This window comes from Candidatus Cytomitobacter primus, from assembly GCF_008189405.1.
Lineage (GTDB): Bacteria > Pseudomonadota > Alphaproteobacteria > CAJXXZ01 > 1604HC > Cytomitobacter > Cytomitobacter primus.
This window is the reverse complement of sequence record NZ_CP043316.1, coordinates 464387-487830: the sequence shown is the minus strand read 5'-3', so window position 1 is coordinate 487830 and position 23444 is coordinate 464387. Positions and strand designations below refer to the sequence as shown.

19 protein-coding genes and 1 tRNA gene are annotated in these 23444 nt (G+C 30.8%); 17 read left to right on the top strand and 3 right to left on the bottom strand.

Annotated features, from left to right (window positions below; genetic code table 11):
- Positions 1-69: 69 nt before the first annotated feature.
- The 7 genes from FZC34_RS02130 (at position 70) to FZC34_RS02100 (ending at position 6909) form a co-directional block, all read left to right on the top strand.
- Positions 70-678: a DsbA family protein gene (locus FZC34_RS02130; RefSeq protein WP_148971817.1), complete on the top strand. Its 609-nt coding sequence runs from the start codon at positions 70-72 to the stop codon at positions 676-678.
- Positions 668-1324, top strand: coding sequence for a phosphoribosylaminoimidazolesuccinocarboxamide synthase (locus tag FZC34_RS02125; protein WP_187440019.1), 657 nt, complete (start codon positions 668-670; stop codon positions 1322-1324). The genes FZC34_RS02130 and FZC34_RS02125 overlap by 11 nt, the downstream gene beginning before the upstream one ends.
- 359 nt (positions 1325-1683) lie before the next feature.
- A complete protein-coding gene (gene acpP / locus FZC34_RS02120; protein ID WP_148971815.1) occupies positions 1684-1917 on the top strand; it encodes an acyl carrier protein in 234 nt (77 codons plus the stop codon).
- Between the two features lie 97 nt (positions 1918-2014).
- Positions 2015-3280 (top strand): beta-ketoacyl-ACP synthase II, encoded by a 1266-nt coding sequence (gene fabF, locus FZC34_RS02115; RefSeq protein WP_148971814.1) that lies wholly within the window; start codon positions 2015-2017, stop codon positions 3278-3280.
- Between the two features lie 82 nt (positions 3281-3362).
- Positions 3363-4301 (top strand): tRNA pseudouridine(55) synthase TruB, encoded by a 939-nt coding sequence (gene truB / locus FZC34_RS02110; protein WP_148971813.1) that lies wholly within the window; start codon positions 3363-3365, stop codon positions 4299-4301.
- Positions 4302-4317: 16 nt separating this feature from the next.
- A complete protein-coding gene (gene rpsO / locus FZC34_RS02105) occupies positions 4318-4587 on the top strand; it encodes a 30S ribosomal protein S15 (RefSeq protein ID WP_148971812.1) in 270 nt (89 codons plus the stop codon).
- Between the two features lie 3 nt (positions 4588-4590).
- Positions 4591-6909 (top strand): KH domain-containing protein, encoded by a 2319-nt coding sequence (locus tag FZC34_RS02100; RefSeq protein ID WP_148971811.1) that lies wholly within the window; start codon positions 4591-4593, stop codon positions 6907-6909.
- A 934-nt stretch (positions 6910-7843) separates the two neighbouring features.
- On the opposite strand, the gene FZC34_RS02095 is transcribed toward FZC34_RS02100, so the two are convergent.
- Positions 7844-7915: transfer RNA gene (locus FZC34_RS02095), tRNA-Asn, on the bottom strand.
- A gap of 293 nt (positions 7916-8208) precedes the next feature.
- On the opposite strand from FZC34_RS02095, the gene FZC34_RS02090 reads away from it, so the two are divergent.
- Positions 8209-9375, top strand: coding sequence for a hypothetical protein (locus FZC34_RS02090; protein WP_148971810.1), 1167 nt, complete (start codon positions 8209-8211; stop codon positions 9373-9375).
- A gap of 112 nt (positions 9376-9487) precedes the next feature.
- Here the strand turns inward: FZC34_RS02090 and FZC34_RS02085 are convergent, their stop codons facing one another.
- Positions 9488-11131, bottom strand: a complete 1644-nt coding sequence (locus FZC34_RS02085; protein ID WP_222884916.1) for a cysteine desulfurase — start codon at positions 11129-11131, stop codon at positions 9488-9490.
- A 46-nt stretch (positions 11132-11177) separates the two neighbouring features.
- Positions 11178-12527, bottom strand: coding sequence for a family 2B encapsulin nanocompartment shell protein (locus FZC34_RS02080; protein ID WP_148971809.1), 1350 nt, complete (start codon positions 12525-12527; stop codon positions 11178-11180).
- Positions 12528-12648: 121 nt separating this feature from the next.
- On the opposite strand from FZC34_RS02080, the gene FZC34_RS02075 reads away from it, so the two are divergent.
- The 9 genes from FZC34_RS02075 (at position 12649) to FZC34_RS02035 (ending at position 23318) form a co-directional block, all read left to right on the top strand.
- Entirely contained in the window at positions 12649-14781 is a 2133-nt protein-coding gene (locus FZC34_RS02075; RefSeq protein WP_187440018.1) for a leucine-rich repeat domain-containing protein, read from the top strand.
- Between the two features lie 46 nt (positions 14782-14827).
- Positions 14828-17035, top strand: a complete 2208-nt coding sequence (locus tag FZC34_RS02070; RefSeq protein ID WP_187440017.1) for a leucine-rich repeat domain-containing protein — start codon at positions 14828-14830, stop codon at positions 17033-17035.
- Between the two features lie 395 nt (positions 17036-17430).
- Complete coding sequence (gene murB / locus FZC34_RS02065; protein ID WP_148971806.1) at positions 17431-18261, top strand: UDP-N-acetylmuramate dehydrogenase; 831 nt, start codon at positions 17431-17433, stop codon at positions 18259-18261.
- 174 nt (positions 18262-18435) lie between these two features.
- Positions 18436-19680, top strand: coding sequence for a trypsin-like serine peptidase (locus tag FZC34_RS02060; RefSeq protein WP_148971805.1), 1245 nt, complete (start codon positions 18436-18438; stop codon positions 19678-19680).
- Between the two features lie 180 nt (positions 19681-19860).
- The gene (locus FZC34_RS02055) at positions 19861-20346 is read left to right on the top strand and encodes a hypothetical protein (RefSeq protein WP_148971804.1); all 486 of its coding nucleotides are present in this window, start codon (positions 19861-19863) and stop codon (positions 20344-20346) included.
- Between the two features lie 72 nt (positions 20347-20418).
- Positions 20419-21414, top strand: a complete 996-nt coding sequence (locus FZC34_RS02050; RefSeq protein WP_148971803.1) for an ATP-grasp domain-containing protein — start codon at positions 20419-20421, stop codon at positions 21412-21414.
- Between the two features lie 207 nt (positions 21415-21621).
- Positions 21622-21927: a hypothetical protein gene (locus FZC34_RS02045; protein WP_148971802.1), complete on the top strand. Its 306-nt coding sequence runs from the start codon at positions 21622-21624 to the stop codon at positions 21925-21927.
- Between the two features lie 154 nt (positions 21928-22081).
- Positions 22082-22681 (top strand): hypothetical protein, encoded by a 600-nt coding sequence (locus FZC34_RS02040; RefSeq protein ID WP_148971801.1) that lies wholly within the window; start codon positions 22082-22084, stop codon positions 22679-22681.
- A gap of 70 nt (positions 22682-22751) precedes the next feature.
- Entirely contained in the window at positions 22752-23318 is a 567-nt protein-coding gene (locus tag FZC34_RS02035; protein ID WP_148971800.1) for a hypothetical protein, read from the top strand.
- Positions 23319-23444: the final 126 nt, after the last annotated feature.

Genomic DNA, 23444 nt, shown 5'->3' with positions numbered 1-23444 from the left:
GTAGATTTATCATAGTTTCTTGCAATATAATCTAGATTAATTTATTGTGATGCAACATAATAGCGGATAATGAAATTAAATATGACTTTTTCACACATTATAGGTTTTTTCTCTGGAGCTGTAACTGCACTATTATTTGCAGAAATGTTTTGTATAAGCTTTAATCCTATACAAGATCAAATGCCATTCATTCAATGTGATAAGAATAATTTAATTGTATATTCTTCTCCATCTTGTAGATATTGTGCGAAGTTCTATGAAAAAATAGATAAACTACAAAATAAGAAAAAGCTTAATATAAAGAATGTTGATATATCAAGTAATTTAGTTGATGCTATGGGTAGTTCAATAATTCTTCATGCAAAAAATCCGAATAAAATGAGAAAGCATATATTCAAAACACAAAAAATGTGGCTTAATGAAGAAGATATTATGCTTTCTGCGCAAAATTTGATTCAAATATGCAATAAATTGGAGAGTATAGATTTAGAGAGAGTGTATTCAAAGGTGTCTGTTTTGATGAAAGAAACTAGAAAAATGTGTTCTTCTTTAGGTCATGAAGCATTACCTACAATATTATTAGTAAAAAAGTGGGAAGGTGTGAAAAATATAGATAGTGTATTGCAAGAGATTGAAGAATCTGATGGCATGCGATTTGGAAGTTCGAATGTTTGTTGATAGTAATAATTTAGGTAAGAGAAAATTGCTATATTCTGGCACTACTAAGCAAATATATGGAGCTGGCAAAGATACTTTGATTATGCATTATCCACAAAAATTACAAAATGATGTATGGAGAAATCATTCTTCATCAATGATATGGAAATATTTGTCAGGAATGGGAATTAAAAATCATTTTATACAAAAATTGAATTTACGTGAACAATTAATCAAAGCAGCTGAAACATATCCTGTATTTGCTAAAATATATAATATAGTTCCAAGAGAAATGCATCAAAGAATTGGAATTGAAGAAGGCACATATTTTGATAAACCACTTATAGAGTGGCATTTTAAATCTAAAGAATTAAATGATCCTATAGTATCTTTAGAGCATATTAAGCATTTTAACTGGCTAGAAAAAACCCAAATAGAAGAGATACAATACATTACATCTAGAGCTAATGATATATTACAAGCATATTTTTACTGTCATAAAATGAGATTAGGAGATATTTCGCTTGAATTTGGTAAGATTGATAATAAAATTGCATTAATTGATGAGATTTCTCCTGAAACATGTAACTTCTGGAGTGTTGATGTTATGGGACAAATGCAAAAAGACGAAGTGTATAGTGTGATGAAAAATATGGCAAAGTCATAAAATTATACAATAATCACATAATATTGAACAATCAAAGCCCATAAAAACTGATTAAGTAATAAATTGTAATGCTTCTTAACTTAATTAACTGTTTTGTGAAGTGAGTTGATTTGATAAAAAACATTAAAACATTAAAACATTAAGTAGTGGCAGCTAAAACAACAGATTGATATTGATAATAATAATTAATTGATACTTCATACGCTAACTATTGATATTTATTTGATAAATACATTCTATGGGTTTTATATCTACAATACAGTAGTGTTTATGTCGGTAAGATGTTGATAAAATTTCGTTTCTATAGATTTTTGATTGTTTATATGGTAAAAAATGTTTTTTAAGGGAGTGAATTAAATATGAATCAAAGTATAAAAGAAAGAGTTATTAAGATTTTAAAGAATTTTAGCAAAAAAGAAGATGTTGCATTTGATGATGGAACTGAATTGAAGGACTTAGGATTAGATAGTTTGGATACAGTTGAGATGGTAATGGAAGTTGAAAGTGAGTTTTCAATTCAAATTAGTGATGATGCAGCTGCAGAATTTAAAACTATTGGTGAAATAGTTAATTTTATTACTAATGCAAAATAAGCATATTGCTAATAAATGAATGTTTTATAAATCGTTTTATAAAGCTTAATATGGAATAGTGCATAGGCAATATTTCAAAATCATAAGGAGATTATTTATGAAGGATAGAGTAGTTATTACAGGATTAGGAATTGTTTCTCCTCTTGGGGTTGGTGTAGACCATAATTGGAATAGAATAAAATCTAAAAAAAGTGGAATATCTAAATTAGGCGATGAATACGATAAAATACCTTCTCAAATTGCTGGGTTAGTTCCAAGAGGAACAAATGCTGGTGAATTTAATATAGATGATTTTATGAGCAAATCTGAGCAGCGTAGGAATGGTAAGTTTATATCATATGCAGTTGCAGCTGCAGCAGAAGCAAATAAAATGGCAAAACTAGGTGATATTGAAGATCGAACCAGAATTGGTGTTTGTGTTGCTTCAGGAATTGGTGGTTTGCCAGAAATTTGTGAAACATGCAATGCATTTGAGAAGCAAAAAGAAGAGTTTGGATCTCGTAAGATTAGTCCATTTTTTATTCCATCTGTTTTGACTAACCTTGCGCCAGGATACGTTGCTATTAAATTTGAATGCAAAGGACCAAACTATGGAGCTTCTAGTGCTTGTGCATCAGCTTCTAATGCGATTGCTGATGCTGCAATGCTTATCAAGTCAGGTCATGCTGATATTATGATTGCAGGTGGAGCTGAAGCTTCTATCTGTCCATTAGGCGTGGCTGGATTTGCTGCGTTGAGAGCTCTTTCGACTAATTACAATAATAATCCAGAAGTTGCATCTCGCCCTTTTGACAATGATCATGATGGATTTGTAATTGCTGAAGGTGCTGGTATCTTAGTTTTGGAATCTTTGGAATCTGCTATTTCTAGAAATGCTATAATATATGGAGAATTGGCATCATATGGAATGACATGTGACGCTAGTCATATTACAACTCCAAGTGGAGAACAATCAGCACGAGCAATGTCTTTTGCAATCAAGGAAGCTGGGTTAAATCCTTCTGATATAGGATATGTTAATGCTCATGCAACTTCTACTCCAGTTGGAGATAAATGTGAAATTGATGCAATTAAATCTGTTTTTGGAGAGCATGTATATTCTGATAAATTCGCTGTATCCTCTACTAAATCTTATACAGGTCATTTATTAGGTGCTGCAGGAGGAGTGGAGGCTATATATACGCTGATGGCATTACGCAATCAAACCTTACCCCCCACAATTAATGTGAATAACCCTATTCCAGAAATAGCGAACATAAACTTTGTGCCAGAATTCCAAAGCCATACATTTGATTATGCTATATCAAATTCTTTTGGATTTGGTGGAACAAATACATCATTATTATTTAAGAAATATGATTGATAATAACAAAAAATGTAATTGGTCTGTGCTTAATAGGATAATTAAGTGATTTGCAGAGTAATTTTAAAGGTCATAAATTAATATGGAATCTGGTATTTTTATTATAAACAAACCGATCAACCTAACATCTATGGATGTGATCAGAAAAATAAAGCGAAGGTTTAATATTAAAAAAGTTGGTCATGCTGGCACATTGGATCCAATGGCAGATGGAGTTATTCCTATATTAGTTGGAGAAGCGACAAAATTTGTTCCAATCTTACACGATCAATATAAAGAATATGAATTTACAGTAGAGTTTGGCAAGAAAACTGATTCGTATGATCAAGCAGGTGAAATAATAGAAACTAATGAATACATGCCATCTAAAAAAGATTTGCTGAGTGCAATTCCAAAATTTACTGGTGAAATTCTGCAAGTTCCACCTAAATTCTCTGCATGTAAAGTGGGTGGAAAAAGAGCATATGATTTAGCTAGAGACAATATTGATTTCGAATTGCAAGCTAAAAAACGACATATATATGCATTGAGTTTGGAAAAATATGATGCACCATTTGTAACATTTAGAGCAAAATGTAGTTCTGGCACTTATATAAGATCTCTTGCTGTAGATATTGCTGAATATGTAAATAGTATATGCTACGTCACTAAATTAACTAGGGTCAAATACTGGAAATTTGACATTGCTGACTCTAAGCATATAAGCATTGATTTTCAAAAAATCAAAAATAAAACTAAGGGAATAAATATTGATTCTGAAAGTAGCATGAATATTGATTCTAAAAGCCTAAATAGCATAAATGATATATCAGAAAATGATCTAATCAAATTGGAAAGTATAAAATGGGATAATATGATCAATATTACTGCAGATCAATATGATTATTTAAAACATGGAAGATCAGTCGTAATAAATAGTAATAATGGTGTTTTCATTGGTTTATATAATGGTAAAGTAATGGGAATATTTGATATTACAGAGGGTATACTTTCAGTGAAACGTATGTTAAAATGTGGTTGATTTTAAGGAGAAGAACTTGAATAAAAATTTAGGAAGTAAGCAAGACGTATTAGAGAATTTTGGTAATGGTGGGAAAAATCCCGGATCTACTTCTGTACAAATTGCGCTTTTAACATTAAGAATAGAAGAGATGAGTGATCATCTTCAAACACACAAAAAAGATGTTCCAGTTCAAAGAAGATTGAAAATGCTTGTTGAGAGAAGAAAAAAATTACAAAAATATTTGAAATCTCAAGATGCGGATCAATTGATTGAATTGAACAAAAAGCTTGGGTTACGTAACTAATATATGTCAAAAAAAAATTTAAAGAAGTGTATTATAGGTGGAGCAGAAATATCATTAAGAGATGATATTATTACTGCTAATTGTGATGCATCTGTCTTGATTAAGCATGGAAACACATCAATTTTATGTACAGTATGTATAGGAGATTGGGAGAACAAATCTTATTTGCCATTACAGGTTATATATCAAGAAAGAGCTTATGCTGCTGGTAAAATTCCTGGTGGATTTTTGAAGCGTGAAGGAAAAAAAGATAAAGAAGCTTTGATTTCTAGAATGATAGATAGAGCTTTAAGACCTTCAATTAATCAATCATATAAATATAATGTGCAGGTAATTTGTACAGTCTTAGATTATGATAATCAGTATTACAATGACATGTTATCTATAATAGGAAGTTCCATTGCTTTACAAATGGCAGGTGTGCCTTGTGTTCCAATGTGTGCATATAAAATGAGCTTTAATGGTGAGAAGTGGAATTTTGGAACAACTAAAGATAGGAAGCATACTATTACTTTTGCTAGAACATCACAAGGATTAGTAATGGTTGATTCTTATGGGGATCCAATTAAACGTATAGCAGTATCTGAAGGTATTAATTCTTCAATTGAAGAAACAAATTCAATTTTAGAGCTTGCTAATTCATTTGTATATGACAGGCGAAATGAAATAAAAGCTTCACCTGTAGTGGATAGTCAAAATATCTCTGTTGATACACAATTGATTTTAGAAAGATTGCAGAAAAACAATGATATTTCTGATTTGAAAAATGATTTCTTATCACAATGGAGTAATAAGGATGAAGGGCATAATAAATGGAATCAAATCGTACGTGCAGTTGCTAGAAATGCTATTGTTTGGTCTGGAAATCGTTTTGATGGTAGATCACTATCTGATTTAAGATCCATGAAATTTGATTCAGGAATTTTAAATTCTGCAAATGGAAGTGGTTTATATTCTAAGGAAAAGACTCAAGTATTATCATCTGTAACATTCGGTAATCCTGAAGATTCTCAAATTGTTGAAACATTAGATGGAACTTATAAAGATAAATTTATATTCCATTATATATTTGATCCATATTCATGTGGTGATATTAGAAAAATTGCTGTGGCTAGGCGAGATATAGGTCATGGTAATTTAGCGAAAAGGTCTATTAAGCCTTTACTAGATAATAAGAGAATGCTTAGAGTTGTTGCTGATGTAATGAGCTCTGATGGATCTTCATCAATGGCTAGTGTATGTGCCTCATACTTGGCTATGCGTGATGCTGACATGAAAATTGAGCCAGTTGCTGGTATATCTGTTGGTTTGATTTTAGAAGGATATAGACATTATTTATTAATGGATATTAATGCGCAGGAAGATGCTTGGGGAGATATGGATTTCAAGATTTCTGGTACCCAAAATGGAATTACATCTATCCAGATGGATATTAAAGTACCTTGGATTCCTATGAATGTTTTTGATGAAGCAATGCAATTTGGTATGCAAGGTGTGAAAAATATTATTAATATGTATCCTGCAAAATTCATTAGTAAATCTGACGAAGATGTAAAGAAGCAGAGTAAATTTAATGATAATGTAGAAAAGCAGGCAAAACCTGATCATGCAAGAAAACGAAATGCACCTACTAGTGTAATGAGTGATGAAAATGCTACAAATGATGAAAATGCCAAAAAATACACTAAAGCTGAATATTCTGATGAAAATGTAAAAAGACAGCATAATAAAATTGATAAACAAAGCAATAAAGTTGAAGGTCAGAATAATAAAGCTGAAAATCAAAGCAATAAAATTGAAAGCAAACCACAATCTGATAGAAAGAGTCGTAATAAGACACAAAATGATCAAGATATTAAGGTGAAGAAATCAAAAAGCTCACCAAATGCAGAACATGATATGATTAAAGAGAAAGATAGTGGAGCTCAATATGGCAATGAAGGCCAAGTAAAATTATCGATTGAGCCTGATATGATTCCATCTCTTATTGGAAGAAAAGGTGCTGTAATCAATGATATTGAATCATTAAACGTTCGTATTGATATTGATAAAAAAGATAATACTATTCTGATTCAAGGTGAAAAAAGTAATATCAACCAAGCTTTGATTCGTGTATTTGAAATTATGAAAGGTAAGAACAAAGTTGCATTTGTTAAAATAATCCATATTCATAAAGATAAATTACGTATTTTGACATTCGACGGAAAAGAAAAAAATGTTTCGTGGGATAATAAGTCAGATATACAAGTTGGTGATTTTATTAAAGCCACAATTGGAAAATTCGGACATTTAAATTACTTAGATAATATTTCTATTAAATAATGCTTAAATGATTTAAATATTCAAATGGTTTATAGGTAATTCTGAAAACCATGTATTTTCTGCAGTTCAATTAAAATTTACAATAAAATTATATTTATTTATTAAATTTCCCCAGAAGCATTTGGTTTTATATAGAAAAATGATATATAGGCAACTTATTAATATGCATAATATTGGTGTAGTATTGACGGTTTATGATCTTAGAAAGCAAATATACTTATTAGCTTATATATATTATTTGTTTATATATGATGATTCACAGGTTGATATATAATATTTATGAATTACTTTACAAATATATTTCTAGTATATGCAATAATATACAATATAGGTCATTAAAGTATATAATATAGGTTGTTTATCATTAGATACTGTTTCTTTATAGCATTTTTTGGAATTATATATTTCACCATATTTATATATGTATTATAATTTACGATTAAGACGTGGTTTTTTAAATATAAACTTCAACTGAGATTTGGATTTGATTTGAGATTAATATATGCGTTTAATCAATTGCAATTTGTAAATTGTATTTAAACCTGTCAAAATATAGCATGTTGTCAAAAGTTTTTCTCAGTTTGAGTTATATAAATGTGTTATTTTTATTATATACCATGGTTAAATGGAATGGACGCAAATTGTTGCATGCAGGAACATTTGGTTGGGTCGCTTTTTGGTTTTATCTTTTATCAGATCTGCATTTTATGAATATTATTCTCCTGTTTATTTCATTCATTACTATTCCACTCACCAGTAGCTTATGGATGAAGTATTTTTCACAAAAATAGGTAGCATTATGATTAATTAAAATAAGTCATATGATTCATAAGCATTGTAATGAATTAAGAAATCTATTAAATTCATCAATATAATTTTAGTTCTTACTTATATGGAAAACAGTTTTTATTATAAATTTGTTTGAGAAAAAAAACTCCCCGGGCTGGGATCGAACCAGCGACCAATTGATTAACAGTCAATTGCTCTACCGCTGAGCTACCGAGGAATATAAGTACATTATAGATAATTATACAGAAAATGCAATATGTTTATTGGTTTTCATGGCATATAAAGGTAATTAATGTGTGGAATTTAACAGGTTATTAAGGAGTGATGAGTGAAGTGATGCGCAGTATTTATAAATGAGAGTTAAGCAATACTTACCATATTGGTTTACGCAATTCTCTCTCTTCGAAATGCGAATTTGTTATGGATTAAATGAATTTTTCATGCCTTTGATCCGAAAATACGCATAATCAAATGGTTGCGTTATGGATAATAGTGTGTTCTAGTATGTTCATGAAAATTTTACTATATATGGCGTCGCTATGTTCATTAAGTGTTTATACAACTACTCCAACTACATGGTTTATCGGCCCACATCATATGAATCCGGATCCTGCTTATCCCCCGTTACCATGGATCAAACTCGGAAATATTGTAGCTCCTGCTGAAGGAGAAAGTAGTGAGTTATATGAGATGGGCGAAAGGGTTTGTGTTGAACATACTGAACAGTCTGTGAAAGATTTTGAAAAATGTATGCACGAAGGCATTTTAGGGGATTTATTTCGGTTGGGGCTAAAACGTAATGAGCTGGAGAATGAAATACTTTGTTTGAAGAACAATATAGTAGAAGAAGTAGAAAATATGGATCATACAGATCCAATGCGTATAAGAATGGAAGGCTATGCACTGGGAGCGCGTAGAATAATAGAAATTTATGAAGCGAATATTAATGCAATTGAAGAAGAGATGGAGCAGAAAAAAAGAGATCATAGTGAAGAAATTAATAAGATTATGGCTGAAAAGATTTATCCATTACTTAATAGAAATACAAGATCATTTAGTAATGATAATAGTAAAAAATGGATTATTAATGGTGAAATAGTTGATGCAGATGAAGTTCCAGACGCTATGAGAGATTTTCAAAACTTTAACCTCAATGATTTTGAATTTGGAATTAATAGCAAGAGGTATGAAATAAAACCAAAGTTAGAGGAATGTGTTGAAGAGAAAATTAATAATGAGTTTGATAGCACGCATAATGCAGATAACCCAATTCATGTATCTATAGATTGTTTGGCAGAAATAGGTGTTCCAGATGATATATTGAATGAGATATATAAGGGTATCAATCATGATGATCATGGAGCAGCTGATGCAAGTCGTATATTACAATTGTTAAATTCCAAAGATTATAGGGGCACAGAATATTTAATGAATAGTGATGATAATTGCATAATTCCATATAGCGTTCTGAAGCAGTTCCAAAGTTATGATGTTAACTGTGCTATATTGAAGGAAAAAATTGAGGATAGGAGTCAAAGGAAAGGTAGTGTGACAGTTATTGATGTTCCAATTGGTGGTAATATAGGTTGGGGATATGGATTGTTTGATTTATTTAAAGATACACCTGTTAGTTATGGTAGTTATGGTGCATATAGAGCGGCTGCAAACAAAAAATAATTGACGTAGGTGCGCCATTAATTCCAATATCACTAGTAAGGTGATACATTGGATTAGAATTTCATTTTTCTATACTTTTACCTATTGTGATTAATACAAAAGATTCAGGAAACTAGCAAATATTTCGTAATATTTCAATCAGCTTATCTACTTCTTCATATGTATTGTAAAAGGCGAATGATGCGCGTACTGTTCCTTCTACCCCGAAGTGGCGTATCGCTGGTTGCGCGCAATGGTGGCCAGTCCTAACAGCAATGCCTTCCTTATCTAATATTCTACCAATCTCATTATTATCCATATTATGCACAATAAATGAAATCACACCCACGCGAGTGCTAGGATTTCCAATAATATTCACATGATTAAGCATAGACATTTGTTCATATGCATATTCAACTAATTGATGCTCATATTGCTCAATCTTATTCATATCCAATTGATCTAAATAATTGATCGCAGCGCGTAATCCTTCTATATCAGCTAAATTTGCAGTTCCAGCTTCGTATATATACGGAGAATCAGCATATTGTACATCTTCATATGTGACATTTTGTATCATTCCGCCACCAACTTGATATGGAATATTGTTTTTTAATAGGTATTCTTTCCCATATACAACTCCAGTACCAGTAGGTGCAAACATTTTGTGCCCTGAAAATATAAAGAAATCACAATCTAACTTTTGTACATCAATCTTCATGTGTGGTATTGATTGTGCTCCATCGATAACAGTTATAGCGCCAAATGCTTTTGCTTGTTGAATCATATTTTCTATTGGTACTAATGCCCCAATTGAGTTTGCAACGTGAGATAATGCAACAATTTTCGTGCGAGAGTTTAATAAGTTTGAATATGCATCGAGCATAATATCCCCATTTGCATTAATTGGAACTATCTTAAGATGTGCATTGTGTTCTTGTGCTAATTTACGCCATGGTAAAATATTTGAGTGGTGTTCCAATTGTGTAATAAGAATCTCGTCTCCTGCTTGAATTTTCTGCTTGCCAATAGTATTAGATATTAGATTTAACCCTTCAGTTGCCCCTTTTGTAAAGATGATTTCAGTTGCAGAAGATGCATTAATAAAGCTTGCTACTGTTTCCCTAGCTTGGTCAAATAAATCTGATGCTTCTTGTGATAGAGTATGAACTCCTCGGTGGACATTTGAATTATATTGAGAATAATAGGTGGAAATTGCATCAATTACATGCTTGGGTTTTTGAGATGTTGCTCCATTATCAAGCCATATTAAAGGTTTACCATGTACTTTTTTATGTAAAATTGGAAAATCTTCACGTATTTGATATACATCTAATGATGCGCTTACATTTGAATTAAAGCTATTAAACTTATTAGGATTTACATTATGCATATAAGGTGTATTAGTATGATGCATATCATTTGAATGGTTGGTTGCTTTATTGTGTGCATTATATATATTTGATGCTTCAAAGCTTTGGAAATCATTATATTCTGGAATGTTTTCTAGACTTTCGATTTGATTATATGCATCACTAATTTCGTTATAGTGGTTTGTCTCATTTTGATTTGATTTATCAAGATAATCTTGCTTATTGATTTCAATTTTATTATGCGAATGTTTTTGATTATCATATTGCGTATCATATATTGTGCCATCATTCTTATTGTTACCATGATTTACTAAATTTGATGTGCTATTACACTGATTTATTAAATCACTAAAATCAAACTTTTCAATCATTTGATTTATTTTTTTTATATCATTATCAATCATAATTCCCTCAATTGTATATTCACCATAATTATTATAATTTTTTAACCTAATCGTTATAATGTCCAATTTCAATATTGCATAACATAGCAAGTGCATCAGGAACTAGTACTGCAACATTATAATATTTTGTAATTAAATAGTTGATTACAGACATATCGTCAGTATTCATAGGTCTAACACTTAAGCTTGGAATACCTCCATATGAAATATCTGCTTTATTTAGGCCAATTACTCCCTGTTTTTCCATCCCTAAACGCATTGCAATCATGTTTGTAAAAGCTAATCCATCAGGACGTTTCATAATGCCGATCTTATCACATGGCACTAATGGAACGCCTCTCCATGTAATGAGATTGCTACCAAACATTCTGATTATTACAGGTGGAACACCACGCTTTGTACATTCTCTTGCAAATGCAGCTATAGCTTTAGGGTGAGCTACAATAACTGATGGATCTTTCCATAAAACGGATAATAATTCATCCATGTCATCTGGGGTAGGAGGTCCTGTTCTTGTAGTGATTTTTCTATCACATGCAACTTGATTTAATAGGCCGTGATTTGCATTGTTAAAAATTTCCCATTCTTCTCTTTCAAGAATATTCTGTATTAAAATTTTCAATTGTGATTCAAGTTGTGGGTGTGGATTGTTATATAATTCATGTATTCTACTATGAATTCCCAGTACAGATTGAATAACATCCAACTCAACTTCTTCAGGAGCTTCATCATATTTAATATAGCTTTTTGGCATTGGAGGCTCATCTGTATATGAAGAAATTAGCTTTGCTTTATGCTCACCAGTATTATATTCATTTTCATAATCCATGATTGTAGATTTTATGTAATATCTTAGTTTGTCATTTTCCAATATAATTTTTAAAGTGTCATGATCAATAACAAGCATAGATCCTTGAATAGATGTTCTGACTTTGATTTTTGCATGATTATCATAGTTTAATGCTTTGAATCCACCGAAGAATTTACCAGAATGTAATGTAGAAATTACAACAGGCTTATCATTATGGTTTAGTAGAATAAGTTCATATTCTCCACTTAAAACAATATAGAATTTATTTTCTGATTGCTCAGATTCAATTGTTTCACCAAGTGCGAATGTTTTCTTTACAGAAGTATTTAATAGTTTTGAAATTTCATTATCATTCAAATGGCTCATCAGCTCTATATTGCGTACAGAACTTTCATCCAAGCTTAGATTCGCATTGTTTTTGTGTTTATTAATTCTATTGATTCTAAATATACCTGTATCCAAATTCACATAAGGCAGCATCTTCATGAATATTCTTGGTGTTATAAACTCAGCAAAAGCTTGCGTATTTTGGGTTGTAGACAATACCTTAGCATTTTTTAAGGAATTAATTCTTCGTTCGTGCATTCAATCTCCTCTTTTATCCTACATGGATTTTATTATTCCCCCAATAGTATGGATGAATGGTTAGTAAATAGTTAATTATCACATGTATGTTTATGTGGATTTAATATACAATATTATACATATGGACAATATCAAAAGATTATTGTTTGCTGTGATATTATGTAATATTCATGCAGGCAAAGAGCGTACGATTGAAGAGCAATTTCAAAGTAGAATAAATGTTTGCGATGAATCTGGATGGAGAACTTTTAAGTTTGCTATGGGGAAACAGATCACTTCAAATCACCCAATTACCCTTCCAAAAGAGATAATACTTTCTATAAAAGATTATACTCATTGGTTTATTATTGAAGAATCGTATAAGCCAGAATCTCTTGATGAAATCTATGGGTCTGTTTCTACTATTAATAGAGTAATCAGTTGCTATACATATTGTGTTATGGATATGCTTTTTGATTTAGTTAAAGAGAAGAATAAGTCAGATAGCTTGCAATTTAAATCACTGCACTTACAAACATTGCCTGATAATATAGGGAGTTTAACTAAGCTGCGACGCTTAGACTTATCTGGTAATCAATTAATAGAACTGCCTGATAATATAGGGAGTTTGACTAATTTGGAATATTTAGACTTATCTCAAAATCAATTAACAGAGTTGCCTGAGAGTATAGGGAAGCTAACCAAATTATTTCGATTAAACTTATATAATAACCAATTAACAAAACTGCCTAATAGTACAAGGAATTTAACTGAATTGTATGAATTAAGCTTGTCTGACAATCAATTAACAGAGTTTCCTGATAGTATAAGGAATTTAAAAATTTATCAATTAGACTTGTTTGGTAATCAATTTACAGAATTGCCGTATAGTATAGGAGATTTAGTTGAGTTGCGCGATTTAAACTTATCTAATAATCAATTTACAGAATTCCCTGATAGCATAAGGGGTATAAGCAAGTTGAACAATTTAAACTTATATAATAACCAATTAACAAAACTTCCTAAGAGTATAAAGGGTCTAAGAGAGTTGCAAAGTTTATACTTATCTAACAATCAATTAACAGAGTTGCCTGAGAGTATAGGGAATCTAAGCAGTTTGGACACATTAAACTTATCTAAAAATCAATTAACAAAACTGCCTGATAGTATAGGGAATCTAAGCAGTTTGTACACATTAGACTTATCTTGTAATCAATTAACAAAACTTCCTAAGAGTATAAAGGATCTAAGAGAGTTGAAAAACTTATACTTAAATCAAAATCAATTAACAAAACTTCCTAAGAGTATAAAGGGTCTAAGAGAGTTGCAAAGTTTATACTTATCTGGTAATCAATTAACAGAGTTGCCTGAGAGTATAGGGAGTCTAAGCAGTTTGTACACATTAAACTTATCTAAAAATCAATTAACAAAACTGCCTGATAGCATAGGGAGTCTAAGCGATCTGCACTTATTAAACTTAAATCAAAATCAATTAATAGGGCTGCCTGATGGTATAAGTAAGCTAAGAAGGCTGGAAGAATTAAACTTATCTGACAATCAATTAACAAAGTTGCCTGCTGGTATAAGTAGGCTGAGCAGGCTGGAAAAATTAAACTTATCTGGTAATCAATTAACAAAATTGCGTAATGGTATATTGTATTTAAGTGTGAGAGAATTAAACTTATCTAAAAATCAATTAACAAAACTGCCTGATAGCATATGGGATTCAAGTGAGTTGAGAAATTTAGACTTATCTGACAATCAATTAACAGAGTTGCCTGATCGTACGGAGTATTATATATACTTGCTCACATTAAACTTATCTAAAAATCAATTAACAAAACTGCCTGATGATCTATTATGGTTTATAATAAATCTGCGAGGATTAAACTTATCTGAAAATCAATTAACAGAGTTGCCTGAAAGCATAGGGGATCTAAGAAATTTGTATGAATTAAACTTATCTAAAAATCAATTAACAGAGTTGCCTGAAAGAATAGGGAAGTTAACCGATCTAGAAACATTAAACTCATCTGAAAATCAATTAATAAAACTACCTGAGAGCATAGGGAGCTTAACTAAGTTGAGAGAATTATACTTAGATGGTAATCAATTGACAGAGTTGCCTAAAAGTATAGGGAACTTAGCTGAATTAGAAGATTTAGACTTAGGTGGTAATCAATTGACAGATTTGCCTGATAGCATAGGGAGCTTAACTCAGTTGAGAGAATTATATGTGCTTAACAATAAATTTACAGAAGTAGTAAATAGTTAATTATCATATGTATGTTTATGTGGATTTAATATACAATATTATACATATGGAAAATATAAAAAGATTATTGTTTGCTGTGATATTATGTAATATTCATGCAGGCAAAGAGCGTACAATTGAAGAGCAATTTCAAAGTAGAATAAATGTTTGCGATGAATCTGGATGGAGAACTTTTAAGTTTGCTATGGGGAAACAGATCACTTCAAATCACCCAATTACCCTTCCAAAAGAGATAATACTTTCTATAAAAGATTATACTCATTGGTTTATTAATGCAAAAGCGCAAAAGCCAAAATCTCTTGATGAAATTTATAAATCTATTACTGGTGCGTGTCATGGAACAATCTATCAACATATATATTGTGTTATGGATATGTTATTTGACTTAGTTAAAAAGAAGAGTAATGGGTGGGATTGCTTGCACTTTGAATCATGGCAATTACAAACATTGTCTAGTAATATAGGGAATTTAACTAAGCTGCGACGCTTAGAGTTATCTGACAACCAATTAATAGAGCTGCCTGAGAGCATAGGGAATCTAAGCAGATTGTATGATTTAAACTTAAATCGAAATCAATTAACAGAGTTACCTGATAGTATAGGGAATTTAGCTGAGTTGGACAATTTATACTTATCTACAAATCAATTAATAAAACTTCCTGATAGTATAGGGAATTTAGCTGAGTTGAAAAATTTATTCTTAGGTGGTAATCAATTAACAGAACTGCCTGATAATATAGGGAGTTTGACTAATTTGGAATATTTAGACTTATCTTATAATCAATTAACAGAGTTACCTGATAGCATAGAAGATCTAAGCAATCTGATACGATTAGACTTATCTCATAATCAATTAATAAAACTTCCTGATAGTATAGGGAATTTAGCTGAGTTGAGAGAATTATACTTAGATGGTAATCAATTAATAAAACTTCCTGATAGTATAGAGGATCTAAGCAGTTTGGAAGCATTAAACTTATCTCATAATCAGTTGACAGAGTTTCCTGATATTATAATATTTCTAAGAAGATTGAATTGTTTATATTTAGGTGGTAATCAATTAACAGAGTTGCCTGAAAGCATAGGGGATCTAAGAAATTTGTATAAATTAAACTTATCTAAAAATCAATTAATAGAGTTGCCTGATAGTATAAATGATCTAAAAAAGCTGCAAAACTTATATGTATCTAAAAATCAATTAACAGAGTTTCCTGAAAGCATAGGGAACTTAGCTAAATTAAAAAATTTAAACTTATCTGATAATCAATTAATAGAACTGCCTGAGAGTATAGGGAATTTAACTAATTTAGAAGACTTAGATTTATCTAGAAACCAATTGACAGGACTGCCTAAAAATGTATGGTATCGTCTATATAAATTGAGCAAATTAAACTTATCTAAAAATCAATTAACAGGGTTGCCTGAAAGCATATGGCATTTATGTAATATATTCGATTTAAACTTATCTGACAATCAATTAATAGAATTGCCTGATAGTACAGAGCATTTTCAACGCTTGTATAAATTAAACTTGTCTGGTAATCAATTAACAAAATTACCTGATAATCTATTATGGCATCTATACAACAATCTGAACGAATTAAACTTATCTAAAAATCAATTAACAGAGTTTCCTAAGAGCATATGCGATTTAAGATTGAGCAAATTAAACTTATCTGAAAATCAATTAACAGAGTTGCCTGAGAGTATAAAATATGCAATCAATTTGAAAGAATTAAACTTATATAAAAATCAATTAACAGAGTTGCCTGAAAGCATAGGGGATCTAAGAAATTTGTATGAATTAAACTTATATAAAAATCAATTAACAGAGTTGCCTGAAAGCATAGGGAAGTTAACTAAGCTGGCAATATTAAACTTACCTGAAAATCAATTAACAGAGCTGCCTGAAAGCATAGGGAGCTTAATTAAGTTGAGAGAATTATATGTGTTTAACAATAAATTTACAGAGTTGCCTGAAAGCATAGGGAGTTTAACTAAGTTGCAAGGTTTATACTCATCTGAAAATCAATTAATAAAACTACCTGAGAGCATAGGGAGTTTAACTAAGTTGAGAGAATTATACTTAGATGGTAATCAATTAACAGAGTTGCCTAAAAGTATAGGGAACTTAGCTGAATTAGAAGATTTAGACTTAAGTAGTAATCAATTAATAGAGTTGCCTGATAGCATAAAACATATACGCAGCTTGCAATTTACCTTGATTGAAAAACCACTCAAAAAAGATTACTGAGCAATTAACATAGCATAGCAATTTGTGTGGCTTGAATAAATTTTACACTAAATTGTGCTTTTGTTTTCGGTGATTTTATAGAATTTTATAATATTGATCTTGCAAAATATTCATTTGTGATTTATAAACTAATCAGGTTCTGATGAGTGTTTTTTGGTCTGCGAGGCGCACACAAAATCACGGGAATTGTCACTGGGTTGTTCCGTGGAATAGTTCATACGATGCCCACTTTATTTATAAAGGCCCCGTGAAGACAAAGGATGTTTGTTAGCACCTATATTTTTTATCAATCCCTTATCTATAAATAGTTGGTTCATTTTGTTTTTAATGATTAATTTGTAATATACGCAATGAACAAATGATGCAATTAATATGATTTATGATATAATCGCTGTGTGAAAATTAAATCAGGTAGGGATCTAACTTGGATTAAAACTGGCGGAAATGTGAAAGTGTTTGAACCTGAATCTATTCAAAAATTACAGAGCTTTATGCATGAGCAAATTCCTTTTCGTATGCTTGGGTTTGGGTCAAATGTAATAATTCCTGATGAAGGGCTAGATGATATAATTGTCAAATTAACTTCAATGCCAAATAATATAACGAATCAAGGTAATGATCATTTGATCGTAGATGCAGGAATGCCCAATATATTATTGACGCGATTTTGTATGAAACACGGCTATACAAATCTGGAATTTCTTCATACAGTTCCAGGTACATTAGGCGGAGCATTATATATGAATGCTGGTGCATATGGTGCTTGTATATCAGATTACTTGGTATGGGCCGAAGTTATAGATCAAAATGGTAAGATATATTGTTTAGATAGGCATGAAATTAAGTATGAATATAGAAATAGTAATTTTCCTGATAAAATGATTTTTCTTAAAGGATGTTTTCATGTGAAAAAAACTGATCCAGAAGTTGTAATAAAAAATATTGCTGATATGAAAAAATATAGAAATGATAAGCAGCCTAGAATGAATACTTTTGGTAGTGTATTTAAGAATATTGATAATAATAATGCATGGAAGCTGATACAAAAATCTGATTGCATTGGTATGAAAATAGGGGGCGCATATATGTCTGATTTACATTGCAATTTTATTATTAATGATGGAACTGCGAGTAGTAGTGATATTAAGGAGCTTATCCAAATGGTGCAAACAAAAGTGTTTGGTTCAACTGGCATGATGCTTGAACGTGAAGTAGTGTTTTTTTAACCATAAAAGATGATATGGTTTTTATTTTAATAGTTAATCAATAGCTAATCAAGCAGATCATTACTTCTCATTAGGCAAAGCTTATTGTTTAATACTTTATAGCTATATTTGTTAAAGAACAATTAATATGCTACATTATTTTTATAAGGGCTATTATGCTTTTGTGGAGGTAATATGAATAAGATTTTACTATGTATGACTTTGATTACATGTGTTTTGCATGGAGGTGATTCTGAATCTTCATCAGATTCACCTTTTCAAGGTGAATATGCAAGAACAGCAGCTGATGGAACAGTTACAATTATAGGTGTAAAGGGTCCTAAAATTGAAAAATATGAAACATATATACATAATCCAGAAGATTGGGATGGACCATTTTTAGATGAACACCGTGATGCTTATTATTATGTGAAAAAAAATGAAAATTCAGGTAATGACACTTGTGGTTCAGAGACTATAGAACAAAAAGAAAAAACAAATGAGTCTATTATTGATGGAACATCAATTAATCATGCATTTGATGCAGTGAAATCTGAAGCATTACATGAGTCTCCATATTCTAGTTGTGGAAGATTGATGATGGAATATATAATGAATAACAAAACTAAGAAATATGCTGGTACTGGATTTTTAATTAATGAAAATATAGTAATGACTGCAGCTCATAATGTATTTGATTATATGAACGAAGTTGATAGTAATATTCCAGCTAGCAAAGTACATTTTGCACTTCAAGCACATAATAATCAAATTGGACCTGCTTGTACACATTATTATATGCATCCAGAATGGGAAAAAAAATTAGATAGTGCTTATGATATTGCGCTACTATTCTTCCCTCATTCAATGGATAATCAATTAGTATTAAAGACGGCTTTTAAAGCACAAGATGTAAAAGTTATTGGATATCCATCAGGACATGAAAAAATGCATGAAGCAAAGGGAAAAGCTATGTATGATTGTGATGAAAAGGTTTCACATAAGGTGAATACTTTGCCAGGGAATAGTGGGAGTCCAATTATTTCACAAAAACAAGGTGATTTTGTAGTAGGTGTTCATACAAATGGTAAATCTGAAGGTAGTGAATATAATAAAGGTGTAAGAATCAAGCAAAGCATTATTAAATTTATTAATGAAAGTATAGATCAATATAATAGAGGTGTGTACCCAGATTATACAAAACATATAAAAGTGAAAGCGTTCACTAAAAGTGATTTAAGTGATGCAGAAAAGAAAACTGAAATTAATATGGCTAAAAATTTGCTGGATAATGATATTAATATTGATGTAATTATGCAAGCAGTGAAAATATTAACTAAAGATGAAGTGAGTAAATTGAAAGATGAAATAGATCGAAATAGAGAAATTAATGCAAATGATGCCCCTGCCCCTAAAAAACAAAAAGTTTCATATATATAACATCATAGAGCATATATATGAAATATAGGGTTGATAGTTGGTTAATTAGTAATGTGTTTTAATATTGATATAAATTGAAGTAAGAGGTGATTTATTTGCTATTTCTGAAATATTGGATTTTGAATAATTTGTGTTATCATGCTTTTATAAGTGGAGAATATTAACAAGATTTTATTATGTATGAGTTTTATTACCTGTGTTTTGCATGGAGGTGATTCTGAAAATAAGTCATATTCTCATCCATTTGAAGGTAAATATGTAAGTGTTGGTACAGATGGTACTGTTAAAATTACAGCACCTGAATTTTCTCAACCTGAAAAAGTTGAAGTCTATTATGAAAATCCAGCAGAATGGGAATGGCTATTTTTAGATAAAGACCGTGACGCTTATTATTATGTTAGAAAAGATGAACATTCAAATAATGACACTCGCGATTCAGAGATTACAAAACATATCAAAGGGCAAAAAACATTTACTAAAAATGATTTGGATGATGCAGCAAAACAAGCAGATATTAATACTGCAAAAAAGATGTTAATAAAGAATATTATGAGTATAGGTGATATTAGTGAAGTGACTACACTTACTATAGATGAAGTAAGCAAGTTGAAAAATGAAATAGATGGCAAGCAATTATCAGATGCAAAAAGACGAAGAATATCTTAAGTCACAACAGTGGCTTTGCATGATGTTTGAATTGCATTTTAAAAAATCATAAATTAATGCAATAATATTTTTATGTCACAGAATGCTTTGAATATGAAAAATATAGTGCTTTTAGCGGGTGGGTGGACAGAAGTATACCCTTCACTTAAAAGTGCAAAGAAAGTTGAAAGTATATTAACTAGTTCTAATATATTAACTAATTTTGATTTTCAATCACATGGTTCTGATTCTCTACAACTACCTAATTTAAACACCCTCCCTCAGGATTCAGGAGTTACAATTGATTCTAATCAAAATATTATAGATAAAATTATACATTTAGATCCTGCAAATGGTTTGAATGAGCTTAGGGATGATATTTTACGTATTCAACCAGATATAATTGTGAATTTAGTGCATGGTTATTGGGGAGAAGATGGGTACGCACAGAGGTTTCTCGATGAATTGAAATTTCCATATACAGGGCCAAGGTTTAATGATGCTTCAATATCAATTAATAAGCATATTATGCGGTCTATTTGTACAAAATTGAATATTCCTATTTCTAGTGGAGGTTTTTACTCAGAAAAAAAATATAGAGAGAAAGCGCATTGCTATCCACACATTGTGAAGCCACTATTTGGTGGCTCATCATATGGAGTGCATGTGATTAATAGCGATGAAGAAAAGGATCAGTATAAAATGAGTGATCAAGCTATTATATGTGAAGAATTTATTGAAGGTCCAGAATTATGTGTGGTTGTGAAAAATGGAAAATGTTATGGTTCAATGATTATAGAATGTGAAGAACAATTTTATACAATACATGCAAAAAACACTGATAAGAAGGTGAAATTTCTAGGATCAGAATCATATGTTGATCAAGGCATGGTAAAGGCAGCGCAGGAATATGCAGTGGGGTTGTACAATTATTTGGATGGGCATGGAATTGCAAGAATAGATTTTAAACTATCTGATAAGGCATATTTCATAGATTATAACTCAATTCCTGGAATGACATTATTGCCTAGAATTCTTAAATTCAATAATTATTCTGATTCTGATTTTGCCAAATTATTACTTGAATAATAAAAATTGTAATGGAGAAATTGAATGATAATAGTAGCAATGAAAATTTAAATGAGAGAAGTGCAAGTAATAGTATGATCTATAAGCGTGATATTGATTTTTATAATTTTATGCTATTGTGCTTAGAAGGAAGTGTGATTTTTCTATAGGAGGGAATATGAAAAGAGTAAATATGAAAAGAATTTTGTTTGTGGGTTGATAATATCTATGTTGCATGGGACTGACCCAGATTTGCCAGTTAAAGAATATGTGACTGTGGCCGATAATGGGAGCCTTGTTATTGATGCTCCTGATTTTAGTTCGCACGATATTAAAGCTCCTTGTTTTAAGCCTGGTAAGGTAATTAGGAAATATTGGTGTGATGTGAGGGGATGGGTTTCTGTACATGCGTCCAAACCAATTAGAAACAATGTGATATTGATAGACTTAACTGATGAAAATTCAAGTTCATTTAATACTATATCTGTTGAATTAAGTGCTCTAAAAGATTTGAATTTTTATAATAACACATAGTAAATAATTAGTATTTATATTATGTAAGTTTTTTATGAGCTTTACTAATTCAATTCATAATCTGTATTGCTCAAGCAACTTCAATTACTATGTTTGTCAAAATACTTATGTTAATATGTCAGATAGAAGCTATTTTGTTTCTATAGGAGAAAATATGAATAAAACTTTATTTGTTTGCTTTGCAGTTTCTGTGTTGGGTGTTGTTGAACATGAATGGAAAGATTTAAAGGAAGTTGAAGATGGTGGATTTGTAGCTAACACACATTCTTTGCATAATATGGAATTTCCATATTTTGATGCTGACAAGGCACTGGGTAAGGTAGTTAAGCAATATTGCTGTGGTGTGAGAGGATGGGTTTCTGTACATGAAAGATCTATAGATACTTATGTAGAAGATTTAGGAAAGAAGCTTGCTGAATATGAAAACGCACTAAAAGAGAATAGTGCTTATTCTAGTGAACAAAGGAAAAAAATTGCTGATTATGAGAGTGTCTTAAGTAAGAATGACCCTTATTTTGATTATATAAGAAGCATTGATTCATATGATGAGTTGAATCTTGTTAACAGAAATAGCAGTAGTGGTGAAAGCTTGAGTGAGAGAAGCACAAGTAATAGTATGGGGCATGAGAGTGATGAAGTGGTACAAGGTCATAAATCAACTGAGGCTTATATGATAGATAAAAATGTATTAAATAGCTCTTCAGTTAATACTGTTTATGTTGAGTTGAATAAATTAGCAGATTTTAAGGCGTAGTATTATGTTGATTTTCATGGTTTTATGCTACCATGCGAGTAGAAGCTTTTATGTTTCTATAGGAGGAAATATGAATAAAATTTTATTTGTTGGTCTTATTGTATCTATGTTGCATGGGACTGGTCCAGATTTGCCAGTTAAAGAATATGTGACTGTGGCCGATAATGGGAGCCTTGTTATTGATGCTCCTGATTTTAGTTCGCACGATATTAAAGCTCCTTGTTTTAAGCCTGGTAAGGTAATTAGGGAATATTGGTGTGATGTGAGGGGATTGGTTTCTGTGCATGAACAGTCTGTATTTAATGATCACGAGGACCATTTGGCGAAAAGTGATATGCAGTTTAATAATTTAGAGGACGAGATTGCACATTATGAGAGTTTATTAAGTAAAGATGATCCTTATTTTAGTATTAAGGGAAGTCATAGTTGTAATAATGATTTGAATCCTATGCATGATAATAGTAATGAAGGTTTGAGTGAGAGAAGCACAAGTAATAGTATGGGGCATGAAAGTGATGAAGTGGCGCAAGGTCATAAATCAACTGAGGCTTATATGATAGATAAAAATGTATTAAATAGCTCTTCAGTTAATACTGTTTATGTTGAGTTGAATAAATTAGCAGATTTTAAGGCGTAGTTATTATGCCGATTCTTGCATTTTGATATATAGGTGTTAGGTTTTAATATGTTTAAACCCCTTTATAATATAATTATCGATGTTAAATAATTAGTTTTGCCAACATATTTTGATGTGAATATGGGT